The organism is Paenarthrobacter sp. Y-19 (assembly GCF_029223985.1).
GTDB lineage: Bacteria > Actinomycetota > Actinomycetes > Actinomycetales > Micrococcaceae > Arthrobacter > Arthrobacter nicotinovorans.
In genome coordinates this window covers 2258195-2271503 of the sequence record NZ_CP119414.1, presented here as the reverse complement: position 1 = coordinate 2271503, position 13309 = coordinate 2258195, and the positions used below count along the sequence as shown (strand labels likewise).

Here is a 13309-nt window from a genome sequence, read left to right as displayed (position 1 = left end):
CGGCCCCCCTGGCATCCGCCCATGAGGGAGACCCTTCCTCAGAGGGGTATCTATTGGTTCAACAGGCGCTGGGGCACCTCGTCCACGATCCGGGCAACATCGGCCCCGCCCTGGAGAAAATCGACGCGGCCCTCGCCGCGCCGGACCAGGACGGGGTATCCGTGGCTGAACTCGAGCAGGCCAAGGCCGCCCTCCAGACGGGAAATTCAACCCAGGGACGTGTCCTGCTGCAGGAGTCCATATCGGTGGCCCTCAGCACGTTGAGGCCCGCGACCGGCGAGGAGACCGGGACAACAGTTCTCCTTGACCCGCTCCCGCCCCGGAGTGGCCTGACCGGCGCGGACTGGGGGATTCTGACTGTTTCCATGCTGGCGGTTCTCACGGGGCTGGTGCTGGCATACATGTTCCGCCCGGCCGAAAACGTCCATGAGCTCCGGTTGCTGCTGGCCTGGAAGCACAGACGCCAGGAGGTGCCACCAAAACATGAGCGGTCACGGCGAAAGGAGCGGTGAATCTGACATGAACGATGAGACGGCCCGCATCGGCGGCCAAACCCCGGCACAGGCCCCGCGCCCTGGTCGCGCCCGGCGCCTGATGGATGTGATCGACGAACGCCTCGGCATCGGCGCCCTGGGGTACGCCGTCCCCGAACACGCCAACTCCCTGGCCTGGAGCCTGGGGGGTGTGACGGCAGCAGCCTTCGGAATCCTGATGCTGAGCGGCATTCTGCTGGTCCAGTTCTACAGCCCCACACCGGAAACGGCTAACCAATCGGTCCGCGGCATCGTCAACGACGTCTGGGGCGGAAGCGTTCTGAGGGGGGTGCACTTTTGGGCCTCCCAGGCGATGTATGTCACCGCGGCCCTGCACCTGATCAGGGTCTTCGTTACTGGCTCATTCAAACGCCCGCGCGAAGGAAACTGGCTTATCGGCGTCGCACTTTTCGCACTAATCACCCTCGCCCTGTTCACGGGAACGGTCCTGAAGTGGGATCAAGAGGGCTTTGAAGCGCTGGGCCACAACGTTGAGATCGGGAATCTGCTCGGCGGGGCCGGGTTCTGGTTTTCCGCCGAGTTCGCCAATCAAGTCTCAATCCTCGTGCGGATCTACGGCGCGCACGTGGTGATCCTTCCAGGGACCATCCTCGTCCTCATGACTCTGCACGGGCTCCTGGTAAAGCGCCACAAAATCTCTCCGCACCCTTCGCTTCCTGCCGATGTCTCGGGGGAACAGGCCGCGGCTGTGGAACCGACCGAACCCTTCACCCATCACCTGCGCCGCATCGGCGCGTTCGGTCTGGTGCTGGCCGGTGTGCTAGGGATCCTGGCGGTTCTCCTTCCACCTCCGGTGGGTGCGACACCGGTCGCCGGAATCGAAGTGACCAGGCCTCCATGGAATTTTTGGTGGCTCTACACACTGGAGGACTGGTTTGGTCTGCCCGCCATCCTTTTTGCTGAGATCGCGTTTTTCCTCTTCCTGGCCGCGGTTCCCTTTGTGGACCGGAGCCGGAACCGGCTGTGGCGACGACGCCCCGTTTCGATCGCCGCCGGTCTTATGCTGTTGCTGAGCATCTTGACGCTCACACTTCTCATACTGGTCCTCCCAGTCAAAGAACATCTGGGGGCATGAGCATGCGCACGCCACCAACATTTCCTCTCGCGGGCCGACGGGCACGTCGGGCATTTTGGATGCTGGTCACTGCCGCGGTTTTGTCGGCAGGTTCATTGACGGGCGCTCTCGCTGCGGCCCCTGCCCCTGCCACTGGCTTACGGACGGCCGCCAGCGGAACCATCCTGGCCGTTTCGCTGAGCCTCGCTGTGCGCATTCTCAACTTCCAGGACCGGGCACGCGGTGCACCGGATCAGCCGCCCGAGAGGCTTTCTCCCGGCGCCGTTCAGGACAACTCATGAGCGCTGGCCGCCTTGTCGAACCAACAGCCTTAACCACTTGGCCAGATCTGCCTAATAAACAGGAAGAGGCTAAGCCGATGGCTGTGCCTGCCGAAAGATTCTCCGGTGTCCCGCCGATGAAGGAGCTGCTGTGCGCCTACCTCCGACAGTTGTAAGTGCCGGACAGGTCGGAGACCTCCGGCGACCCAACCCCATACGGATGCTGTGGATTACCTTTGCCTGGGGCTCGTGCTTTCTGGCGATCAGTATCGGTCTGAAGGACGCCCCGCTCCTGTGGTTTGCCGCGTTGCGTGCGCTCATAGCCGGCGCAGTGCTTCTCGCAGTTGCGGTATTCCGGCGGGAACCGACGCCGCGCGGGGCACGGACCTGGGCCCTGATAGCGGTGATGGGAATTGTCAATGTCACCCTGGCTTTCAGTGCCATGTTCGGCGGTCTGGCCGGTCTATCCACTGGAGCCGCCTCCGTCCTGGCCAATGCACAGCCCCTGCTCATAGTGCTTCCGGCCTGGTGGATATACAAGGAGCGCGTGTCGGCGCGAACGCTGGCAGCAATGGGGACAGGCTTCGCCGGGCTATTGGCAGTTGCCCTGCCCAGTGGGACTGGCACCGGTGCGTGGCTGTCAATCACGGCGGCTCTTGCGGTCACCGCCGGGACGTTGATTTCAAGGCAGGTGAAAGCCGATGTCCTGCAGGTGATTGCGTGGCATTTCCTGATCGGAGGCGCAATTCTTGCCGTCATCGCCGTGCTGACAGAGGGGGCGCCGGTCATCAACTGGGGTGTGCGCTTCATCGGCATTCTCCTGTACGTTTCCCTCGTGGGTACCGCTGCGGCCTTTCTCGGCTGGTTCACAGAAGTCCGGCAGTGCCGCCTGGACGCGGTCACGGCATGGACCTTCCTGGTTCCGGTCTTCGGCATCCTGTTGTCCATGGTTGTGTTGGGCGAACGCCAGAGCAGTTGGAGCTTGGTCGGCATGGGCCTGGTTATCGTGTCCATGGTCGTCCTTGTGCTGCCGCGAAGACGGGCCGCCCTGCAAAGGCGTGAAAACTTCCGTGCATAGTAGACCGCGGACACGGTGCATGGAATGGCAAGGCGTGCAGGAACACGCGGGACTTCCTTCCACTTCGAAGACTCCCAGATCACGCAGAAACCAGAACGGACAATGACAATCAACATACGTATGCACCGCTATCAGGAAATCAGCGAGCTTCTGGCCCGGCACGGGCTGGGCTTCCTCGTGGGTATCACTGGACTCGAGCGGTGGGTACCGTTCCATCAGGGGCTCATGGGCCATGAACGAAGGGCCGAGCCCTACACGAATCCGGAGCACTTGCGGTTGGCCTTCGAGGATTTGGGACCAACGTTCATCAAGCTCGGCCAACTCCTCTCCACCCGCTCTGACCTCTTGCCACCTCAGTATCAGTCGGAGCTGGCCAAACTCCAGGACGCCGCTCCGCCCGTGCCAGGCCCAAGGATCCGTCAGCTTATCCGCGACGAGCTCGGGGCCGAGCCGGAAGAGGTGTTTGCGGACTTCACCCTCGAACCCCTGGCGAGTGCGTCTATCGGCCAAGCCCATGCAGCAACTCTTCACGACGGAACACCCGTCGTGGTAAAAGTCCGGCGGCCCGACGTCATTCCCACGATCGAGGCGGACCTGGATATTCTGCAGAACCTCGCGGTCCAGATCAGCCGCCGGTGGGAAGCGGCGGCGGACTACAATCTCCCCGGCATAGCCGCGGAGTTTGCACAGACTCTGAGGGCAGAACTCGACTATCTGCAGGAAGGGCGGAATGCGGACCGATTCGCCCACAACTTTGCCGCCGATCCCGAAGTTCACATTCCGCGCGTTTTTTGGGAGACAACTACATCCCGGGTGCTGACGCTGGAGCGGATCGTGGGGATGAAAGTCAATGATCTCGCGGCCCTGGACCGCGCAGGGATCGACCGTGCTGCGCTGGCTGTCCGTTCCGCGGGCACAGCAGTTAAAATGGTCTTCGAAGACGGGTTTTTCCATGCCGATCCGCATCCAGGCAACCTGTTCATTGAATCTGACGGTCGCATAGGTCTCATCGACTTCGGCATGGTCGGCGAGGTCAACGATAAGCTGCGCGACCAACTCGGCGTTCTGCTGACCGCATTGACCCGCGGAGACCCGGACCGTGTCGGCTCCGCTTTGCTGAACCTTTCCGTAACCCGGCAGCCCGTGGACCGAAGCCGGCTGCGCTCGGACGTCACGCGGTTTATTGCCCTCTACGAAGGCCGCCAACTACGTCAGATCGAAATCCGGCCGCTGATCACCCAAGCGGTCGCGCTGATGCGCATGTACCATCTGCAGATGCCGCAGGAGCTGGCGAAGCTCCTGAAGATGATGATCATGGCCGAAGGCATCGGAGTTGAATTGGATCCCGGCTTTAATCTTGGCGTGGTGCTGGCGCCCTACGCGAGGAAGCTGATGTTCAGACGTTTTGCGCCGCACGCGTTGGCCACGCGCATGGCCGCAGCCGGTGTTGACGCAGCGGAACTGGCCGAGGACTTACCGGACTTACTTCGTCGAGTTGTGGATACCCTCGACACGGGCTTGGAAGTACATCTACGGGCTGCTGAGCTCGAACCCCTGGTCGGACGGGTGGAACGCATCGGCAACCGCCTGGTAGCAGGCATGATTGCTGCGGCGCTGATCGGAGGTGTCGGGGCGCTGACGGCGGGGGATAAGGAACGTTGGGGCAGTTGGGAGAGACCATTAATGCGCGCCGGGCTGGGCGCCGGCGGCGCGCTTGGCGCCTATCTGGTCTGGACTTCACGGCGCCCGGGGGGATCACCTCGATGACGAGTCAAGATTCCGCCCGCCAGACCGGATCCTGCTGCGCATCCTTACTCCTGGCGGGTTCGGCCCGAATGCCTCCACCGCCAATCCATGCCGGTCAGTCCCAGCCACATGAAACTGCAACAGCAAAGGATGCATCGTGAAGGATCGAGGCTGGGATGGGGAAGCGAAGGACACCGGAAGAACCGCCCTCGTGACGCAGAGCGATCCCGGGGCGGCCAACGTCCAAGGGAGGACTACATCTGCAACCATGACGGATTGTGCCGCCTGCGTTGCCCGGCCATCGTCGCTGCCACAACGGGTGGCGTCCATCCAGGCAGCCATCGCCGCCGAGAGAGAGCCACTGGTCGCCCTCACACATCTGCTGCAGCTGTGCCGGGACGAGCATCCCATACTGCAGGAGCGGATCCAGGATGCCGGCTGCCGCGCTAAGGCCGATCTGATCACAGCCGGCGTCAGGGCCCTGATGCCCGCCACATCAACCGAATCCGAGCTGCGCCCTCAGGTTGCCGCTGCCCTGGCGGCGGCGCTGACCGCAGACGAGGGCCTGCCCGCCGTTGTTGTCGCACGGCTACTGGCTGAACTTTTGGATGAACAGTACTGCCATAGCTTCCGCGAGTCCTTTCGGCGACGGAGCCCTTACCAGCCAGGCGTTGGTGATCCTGTCCCCCTGGACAGTCCGGACCTCCGGCACGTGACCGCGCTGACCGCGACCGCCCCACCGTGGCGGCTGGCCAACCGCCTGGACGAGACCCGTCACGTCCGGCTTGCCGGGGAATGGGCCACACAATTCCAAGTCATCTTCGATTACAGCCTTGCCCGCGAGCTCACCGGGATCATAGATCGCAACACCGTCGTGGCAACCTGCCATCCCAACCGCACTCTGGCTGATTTTCACTTTCCGGCCGACGCCAGCGGGCGGACATTCCCGGTCGGTCCGAAAGATGAAGACAAACAGCACCAGGAGATCGACCGGCTGATCGACGCAGCAGTCGCAAACGGCGCGAGCATTGTTGTCCTGCCCGAACTCTGCGTCACCGAGTCACTCGCCGCCCGCCTGCAGAGCTGGACAAGCCGGACCGGCGGCCCCAGAATGCTCGTTGCCGGAAGCTACCATCACGACGACGAGCATCTTGGGACGCCGCGGCGGCGTAACACGGCCATCGCCTACCTCCGCGGCGTCCCTGCTCCGTTGACCCAGGACAAGCACTCCCCGGCCGACCGGCCGGTCAACGAAGATATCCAACCCCAAGGCTGGCCCCAGCTACGGGTCCATGTCAGCGACGATGGATGGCATCTGGTACTGGCAATCTGCCGGGACCTGCTCAATCCCCACGCCGTGCACGCTCTGGCCGAGTCGGGCGCGAACCTCCTGCTGGTACCGGCGATGAGCGATACCCTCGTTGCCTTTGGCGGCCCGGTGGCGAACCTCGTAGGATCCGGCCAGGCCTTCGTGGCGGTAGCAAACAACCCAGCAGATTTCTCCGGACCAGCCGACCTGACGGTCCACCGTCCTGCCCGGGCGTTGTTCGGTCATCCGGGTTTCGGGCAGTTGATCCGGCTGATGCAACCGGCCAACTCCGCTCCCGGAGTGGGGCTGCTGCGCGTCCAAACCGGACAACTTCAATGGCTCGACTCCGACTCCGACTCCGACTCCGACCGGACTATGCCGAGCCACGGCCCGTCCGTGCGGCCGCCATGGGCCGACACGTTGGCCCGACTGACCGGACATGATCGTCCAGAACCGGACCGCCAGCCAAACCCGGTCACACTTAACCAGGCTGCAGTGCTTGTGCTTCTAACAGACAGCCCGCACGGCCCGTCCGTGCTCCTCACTGAACGGGCCTCCGATCTAACCAACTACCCGGGACAACTGGTCTTCCCGGGCGGCGCTGCCGACGACGGCGACCACGGTCCGGCCGCTACGGCGCTCCGCGAGGCCCGTGAGGAAACCGCATTGGACCCGGCCAGTGTGCACATCCTGGGCACTCTGCCCGCGATCGCCCTTTTCGAAAGCGGGTTCCTGCTGACGCCCGTCATCGCATGGTCTGCGGGGCCGGTCTTCACCGGTACGGTCAACATAGCCGAGGTCAGCCGTATCACCACAATTCCGTTGTACCAGCGGAAAGGCACCGGACAACAGAGCCAGGACCCTACGCAGGACGAAGAACCCGCGGCGGAACGCGAGTCCTCGACGTTTGGAGCTGGCACAAGCGCGATACTTGACATGCTCAGAGGCATGCTTTGGGGCCCGATGAGCGCCGGGACAACAGGGCACTGACAGGGCCGACGAAGCACTCGCCGATAACGCCGGCCATGCTTCAGTCCGCGGCACGGAAGAGGCTGGCCCTGACCGCGAAACCCCTCACATCACCCGTCACCGGGATCCTGGCCTGCGGCCTGGCATCTTTCCTTAACTGCAATTTTCATCAGGTACCTTGCCGCTGAAGCCTGTATGGGAGACTGATGGCAACCAGTCAGGCGGGACCTCAACGGACGGCGGAGATCATGGGCGACGGAGAGGGATTCAGGATCGTGGTCGGGGTGGACGGCTCTGCGGAATCACGGTTCGCTGTCGAATGGGCCGTCACCGAGGCCCGTCTCCGCCACGGACTGGTACGGGCAGTAACCGCTTGGGAGTATCCTCCCGAGGCGGCCGGTATGGAAGCGATGATCTGGGATAGCAACATTCTCGAGCCGACCGCCCGGGGAATGCAGACGGACACATTGAAGGGGGCAGACACCGAAGGTGTCGACGTCACCGGTGACGTCGTCCAAGGGCCCACAGTCACCGTCCTTATAAATGCTTCTATGGACGCCGACCTGCTGGTCGTTGGTTCCCGAGGGCACGGAGGATTCACCGGGCTGCTGCTCGGATCCGTGTCCACGCAGGTACTCCACCACGCCGCCTGTCCCGTGCTCGTAGTCAGGACCAGGCCGAGAGCGCACGGAGATGGATAGGTCTTCGGACAGCGGAGGCACAGCGGGTAATCCGGCGTCCTGCGGATGCCCCGATGAAGCCATCACACTGGCAGCATCGCGACGGTAAGCGTCGTGGTCTTGGGCGCCGGTTCATCGCATAGAAGTAGCTGCTGGCGAGTTTGGTTGGGAAGATTCAGCTGAATCGATGGCTGACAGAGCCGAGGTTCGATGGCAGAGACCACATTCGGGCACGGATCGGCAGGAGGCATCTTCAAGGTCGGCCGTCGGTTCCTGTATATGATCACTACGAGTGAGCCTTTGGCCCACCGCCAGGGCACAGTAGCACCGACCGCGGGGAGCGGGGGTGTAGTCCCGATAGTCGCATGACTGAAGGTTATTTTTGGGGGCAGTTGAAATGATGTTCGGGGAAGGGTTGTTCGCCAACGGCCGGCCTGAGTACGAAAAGGAACTCGGAGCGGGCATCACTGAGGCAAAAGTGCTGATCACGGTCAAGGCCGCTCCACAGCCCTCGGCTAACCACGGTGACACTGTTTGCGTGGCGGGTCTCAGACTTGCGGAAGGTGGCCCGGAATGGATTCGTCTTTACCCGATCCCCTTCCGCTATCTCGAGGCCGACGCGAAATTCAAGAAGTACGACATCGTGAAACTAAAGATCACACCAGCGTCCAAAGATCGACGACCCGAGAGCTACACCCCGATCCTTGACTCTTTGACCATCGACTCCCACCTTGAGCCGTGGAAGCCACGGCACCCACACGTTGATCCGCTCATCGGTGCGTTTAACACCTGCGAACTCAACGCCCGCGCCTTGAACGGATCGGCCGGCCCATCCCTGGCGGCAGTAGTGCCCGCGGATATCGACAAGCTGGAATTACGACTTTTCGACGGGTGGACCTCGGAACAACAAGCCAAGATGGAAGCGCATCTGCACCAAGACACACTCTTTGGACCCAAGACGGACAAATCGATCCTGTCCCCGCCGCGATTTGAAGGTCATTTTCGCTACCGCTGCACTGGCAGGATTTGCAAAGGACACCGGCAAGGTCTGCTGGATTGGGAGTTCACTGAACTTCAGCGGCGGCACGCGGGGGACACCGATGAAGCCGCCAAAGCGGCAATCCAAAAGAGATTCCTTGATCAACTGTGCGCTACGGCCCGCGGTCCCGTGTTTTTCCTGGGCAACCAGCTGAAAAGACCCCAGGCGTTCGGTGTCTTGGGTGTTTACGCAGCAGGGGCCCGTTAGCTGCCGACCAGAGCAGCCAGGCGTTCTTTAACACGGGCGAGAACGTATTTGCGGTGGCAGCACAGCTCGCTGGCCTCAAAGCACAGCACGGCCACACGCTGCCCCGCGGCAAGGTCTGTGAGCTCAATAATCTTTTCGGCAGCTACTTCACTGTCAAGCAGAGACTCGAAACGCTCGCCCGCAACCTTTGCGGCTGCAGTGCCCGGAGCCCAAAAACCTTCACGGTTGTCCTTGGGATTCCCTAACGCCGGCATGTGGCTGTAGCCGACACCGGCCTCGGCCAGAGCTTCGGTCAGGGCCCTCTTTGAGAAGCCTTTTTTCCTTGAGATCGGGTTCAACCGAACGTCAACGACCGTCCCGATTTTCCAGGCAGTCAGTTCCTCAAGGAACGACGCAATGTCCTTCCCTTCGTAACCAACACCGATGACGCCGCTCGTTTCAGTCCACATGGTTTCATTCTTGCACGGGCGCAAAATCGGCCGACGTCGCACCGCTTTGCCGCAGCCTCTACCCGTGCGGTCAATCCCATGTCTGGCCGCACCAGCAGCGGCCCTCCTGGTGCTCCTGGATGACAAGGACACGTTCCTCTCCGAGCAGGATGATGTCTTCGTAGCTGAGCATGCCCCCAGTGCAGCATCAGCGGGCCGGCTGCCGGTAGGGGCGTCTTGGTCTATGCGGAAACCGCAAGTAACGGCATCCGATTGCTCTGCCCGTGAGCCTGCTGTGACCACCATCGAAATCCGAGCGGCGGCGAACCAAGAACGAGCCTCCAGTTCCGGGAACCTACGCGGATGCACCACCAACTCTTTCCTTCACCCTCGAGGGCGAGTTTGGCCGGCGTGTGCTGTCGGAACTCGACAGTTAGTGAACATGTGGTGATCGCAGTGGGATGGGGCTGTTTGTGCTGATTTAGCAGGGATCCCTTCTTCTCGATTATGAGGGAAAAACATACCCCTCACATAGACCCCCGGGTCCATGCACTTAACCATAGATATGATAATTCGCTCGTATACGAGGCATTCCTGGCGCCGGCACTGCCGCCGGAGACGTCCGGAAACCGAGTGATCAGCGGCCGTCCCCCTCGGAGTCTGGGTGCTCATTAGTTGTCTTGGGACCGCCTGCCATGCAGCGCGCAGCAATCTGAAGCCCCGACAAACTTGGGGAATCGTCCCCACCTCGGGCCTGACAGAGCTAGCCTTGATACAGGTGATGGATCCCACCCTGGCGGGTTGAATGCCTGTCCGGACCGCCGATTGGCTGATGGTTCCTGTCCGGCTGCAAGGGCAGGAGGCTGTTATGACAGGAAATCAAGGTCGGCTCGGCTTCTTCGAAACGCCGCAGCGTGACAGGCTCACCGGGGTGTTGGTGCCCCCGGGTCCGTTGGAACTCTCGGTTGAGGAAGTGCGCCAGCTGTGGTCTTTCGTTCATGGGGACATCATGGACGGGAGTTTGCGCCGGTTGCTGCGCGCCTCGTTGGGCTTGTGCCCGCGTCATGCGTGGGCCTACGCGGTGGTGGAAGTGGAGTTGTGGCAGGCAGGTGCCGGTGCGCGGGGAGGGCACCAGCCTTTTGATGTCACGATCCTTTATGAGGATCTGCTGGAACATGTCGCGGATGGGTTGGACCGGAAGAGCGGGCTGTTGCACCGGCATCCGGAGGAGGTGCTTGTGCCGGTCGGACCCTGTCGGATCTGCCAGGATCTGGCGTCCCCGGATCTTCCGGGGCTGCGCATGGGCTATGCAAATTCGAACACCGAAGCCCTGACCGTTGAGGCGAACGCCCTGGTCCACACCACCACGTGGTGTCTTGAGACTGTGGGTCTCTGGCGGGACAGGGTCTGCCCGGATTGTGATCCCGGCGCACCGGAAGGGGCAGGGGATCCGGTGTTGTTGTGCCGCTTCCACCTGGCTGGGAGAGGCCCGTTGCCGGAGCAATTGAGGCACGCGGTAGCGGGCCGGCTGCGGGAAATCCGGGGTCGGATGCGGCACCTGACCGAATCCATGACGGATTACGGGAGCCCGGCGGGTGCGGTGGAAAACACGTCATGGATCGAGGCTCTTGGCTTCTTCGCCGGCTGGGGTCTGCCCTTGTATCTGGCGACCGACCCGCGGGAGGCGTGGCCCGCGCCGGGCAGCCAAGGCACTGAACAGGGCGGATGACCGCGTCACATTCTGGCGCGCGTAGCCAATGTGCCAGTAGTCTCTGTTCACGGTGATGGATCCCGCCGGAATACGTTGCACCTAAGGGTGCGGGTGTTCGAACCGCCGCATGGCTGATGGTTCCTGCCTTTGCTATACGAAGGTAGGTGACCCATGCCCGCAGCCGGCAACCTGGTCCTGCTCCGCCACGGCCAGAGCGTCCTGAACGCACAGGACCGGTTCACCGGGTTGCTTGACACGCCCCTGAGCGCCGCCGGCAAAGCCGAAGCAGCCCGCGCAGGAACGTCGCTGGCGTCTGCGCCTTTCAGTCCGGCCGTCATCTATACCTCCACGCTTAGGCGCACCGTGGATACGGCCCGCCTTGTCCTGACCGCGCTGGAGAACCCTGCCGTGCCGGTGGTTCCGGTGTGGGAGTTGAACGAGCGCAGCTATGGGGCGCTGACCGGCCGGGCGAGGAGCGAGTTGTTGTGTGAACTCGGGCCGGAAGTTTTCCACTTTTGGCGGCGCTCCTACTACGGGGCGCCGCCGCCCATGTCCGGGACCCAGCTGAACCGGATCCGCCGCAGCAGCGCTTTTGAGGGCCTGCCTCCGGAGGCGTTGCAGGCCACTGAATCCCTGTGCGGAGTGGTCAAACGGGTCAGGGCCTTTTGGTATCGGCGACTTCGTCCCCGTCTGGAGGCCGGGGCGGATGTGCTGGTCGTCGGTCACGGGAACTCCCTGCGGGCCTTGTGCTGCGTGGTGGACCGGCTCACCGAGGGCGAGGTCGAGGCGCTGAATATCCCCACCGGGCACCCGCTGCTGTACCGGTTCACCCCTGGAATGGTGCCCGTGGTGCGGGGCGGCGAGTATCTGGATCCGCTGGCGGCGCGGACCGCCGCCGCCCTGGTCGACGCCGCCGGCGGGACCTGACACCGAGGACGAGGAAATGGAGCACAGCATTATGAATGACCTTCAGATCACCGGGGTACGCGCCCTGCAGATCCTGGATTCCCGCGGTTACCCGACCGTTAAGGTCTGGCTCACCGCGAATGACGGGACCATTTCGGTTGCATCCGCCCCGTCCGGGGCCTCCACGGGTGCGCACGAGGCGGTGGAGCTGCGCGACGGCGGAGCGGAGTATTCGGGCCGGGGCGTGGAAAAAGCTGTGGATAATGTTCGGGGTGAAATAGCCGACCTTTTGACCTCCCGTTCCTGGGGCACCCTGGCGGATCTGGACCAGGCCCTCGTCTCCCTGGACGGCACCCCCGGCCGGTCCAGGCTGGGGGCCAACGCGATCGTTGCCGTGTCGATGGCTGCAGCCCGGGCCTTCGCCGCGGCCGCTGGCGCCCCTTTGCATGTCTGGATTGGGCAGCGGCTCGGGCGGGGTGGCCGGTTGCCGGTGCCGCACTTCAATGTCCTCAACGGCGGCCAGCACGCGGCGAACCCGCTGGAGTTCCAGGAATTCATGATCGCACCCGCCGGGGCGCCGTCCTTCGCCGACGGCCTGCGCTGGGGTTCGGATGTCTACCACGCCCTCGCGAAGCGGCTGAAGCAGCAGGGACTGGCGACCGGTCTGGGTGACGAAGGCGGCTATGCCCCGGCCATTGCCCGGCCCGAGGAAGCGCTGGATCTGATCGTGGCCGCGATCGAGGACGCCGGATACACCCCGGGCCGGCACGGCATCGCGATCGCCCTGGACCCGGCCGCGAACTCCTTCTACACCGAGGGAACCTATACCGTCGCAGGCCGCGCCCACAGCACTGACCAGATGATCCACTACTACGAGAAACTCATCGCTGATTACCCGATCTGGAGCCTGGAGGACCCTCTGGCTGAAGAAGACACCGACGGGTGGCCCGCGCTCACCGCAGCCCTTGGGAATCGGGTGCAGGTGGTTGGTGATGACCTGTTCGTCACCTCAGCGGACCGTGTCCGGGACGGAATCAATACCGCTTCCGCGACCGCGGTGCTGATCAAACCCAATCAGGCCGGCACCGTGAGCGAAACCTTCGACACCCTCACCGCCGCGGCCGAGGGCGGCTTCGGTGCCATGGTCTCGCACCGGTCCGGGGAAACCGACGATACCTTTGTGGCTGACCTTGTCGTCGGAGCAGGGTGTGGGCAGCTGAAATCCGGGGCACCGGCCCGCGGGGAACGCGTCGCAAAATACAACCGCCTCCTGGAGATCCAGGACGAAAACCCGGACCTGCCCTACGGACCCACCGGAACCCACCTGAACGACCAATAGCCCCCGCG

General features: G+C 63.2%; 12 protein-coding genes and 2 riboswitches. Of the genes, 11 read left to right on the top strand and 1 reads right to left on the bottom strand.

Features of this window, described 5'->3' with window-relative positions:
- Nucleotides 1-53 precede the first annotated feature (53 nt).
- The 8 genes from PYR64_RS10655 (at nt 54) to PYR64_RS10620 (ending at nt 8917) form a co-directional block, all read left to right on the top strand.
- A complete protein-coding gene (locus tag PYR64_RS10655; protein WP_069694901.1) occupies nt 54-512 on the top strand; it encodes a hypothetical protein in 459 nt (152 codons plus the stop codon).
- Between the two features lie 7 nt (nt 513-519).
- Nucleotides 520-1629, top strand: a complete 1110-nt coding sequence (locus PYR64_RS10650) for a cytochrome b N-terminal domain-containing protein (protein WP_275779836.1) — start codon at nt 520-522, stop codon at nt 1627-1629.
- A 59-nt stretch (nt 1630-1688) separates the two neighbouring features.
- Entirely contained in the window at nt 1689-1910 is a 222-nt protein-coding gene (locus PYR64_RS10645; protein ID WP_275779834.1) for a hypothetical protein, read from the top strand.
- Between the two features lie 130 nt (nt 1911-2040).
- On the top strand, nt 2041-2967 hold the full coding sequence (locus PYR64_RS10640) for a DMT family transporter (protein WP_275779832.1): 927 nt from the start codon (nt 2041-2043) through the stop codon (nt 2965-2967).
- A gap of 102 nt (nt 2968-3069) precedes the next feature.
- A complete protein-coding gene (locus PYR64_RS10635) occupies nt 3070-4734 on the top strand; it encodes an AarF/ABC1/UbiB kinase family protein (protein ID WP_275779831.1) in 1665 nt (554 codons plus the stop codon).
- Between the two features lie 136 nt (nt 4735-4870).
- Nucleotides 4871-7012 (top strand): NUDIX domain-containing protein, encoded by a 2142-nt coding sequence (locus PYR64_RS10630; RefSeq protein ID WP_275779829.1) that lies wholly within the window; start codon nt 4871-4873, stop codon nt 7010-7012.
- Nucleotides 7013-7197: 185 nt separating this feature from the next.
- On the top strand, nt 7198-7692 hold the full coding sequence (locus PYR64_RS10625) for a universal stress protein (RefSeq protein WP_275779827.1): 495 nt from the start codon (nt 7198-7200) through the stop codon (nt 7690-7692).
- 457 nt (nt 7693-8149) lie between these two features.
- Nucleotides 8150-8917 (top strand): hypothetical protein, encoded by a 768-nt coding sequence (locus PYR64_RS10620; RefSeq protein ID WP_275779825.1) that lies wholly within the window; start codon nt 8150-8152, stop codon nt 8915-8917.
- Here the strand turns inward: PYR64_RS10620 and PYR64_RS10615 are convergent.
- A complete protein-coding gene (locus tag PYR64_RS10615; RefSeq protein ID WP_275779823.1) occupies nt 8914-9366 on the bottom strand; it encodes a DUF488 domain-containing protein in 453 nt (150 codons plus the stop codon). The genes PYR64_RS10620 and PYR64_RS10615 overlap by 4 nt on opposite strands.
- Before the next feature lie 747 nt (nt 9367-10113).
- A riboswitch (Fluoride riboswitch) is annotated at nt 10114-10194 on the top strand.
- 19 nt (nt 10195-10213) lie between these two features.
- On the opposite strand from PYR64_RS10615, the gene PYR64_RS10610 reads away from it, so the two are divergent.
- The 3 genes from PYR64_RS10610 to eno all read left to right on the top strand — a co-directional run bounded on the left by PYR64_RS10610 (nt 10214) and on the right by eno (nt 13301).
- Nucleotides 10214-11074, top strand: coding sequence for a hypothetical protein (locus PYR64_RS10610; protein ID WP_139126756.1), 861 nt, complete (start codon nt 10214-10216; stop codon nt 11072-11074).
- A 42-nt stretch (nt 11075-11116) separates the two neighbouring features.
- A riboswitch (Fluoride riboswitch) is annotated at nt 11117-11207 on the top strand.
- Nucleotides 11208-11227: 20 nt separating this feature from the next.
- Complete coding sequence (locus PYR64_RS10605; protein WP_069694961.1) at nt 11228-11983, top strand: 2,3-bisphosphoglycerate-dependent phosphoglycerate mutase; 756 nt, start codon at nt 11228-11230, stop codon at nt 11981-11983.
- 31 nt (nt 11984-12014) lie between these two features.
- A complete protein-coding gene (gene eno, locus PYR64_RS10600) occupies nt 12015-13301 on the top strand; it encodes a phosphopyruvate hydratase (RefSeq protein ID WP_275779931.1) in 1287 nt (428 codons plus the stop codon).
- The last annotated feature ends 8 nt before the right edge of the window (nt 13302-13309 follow it).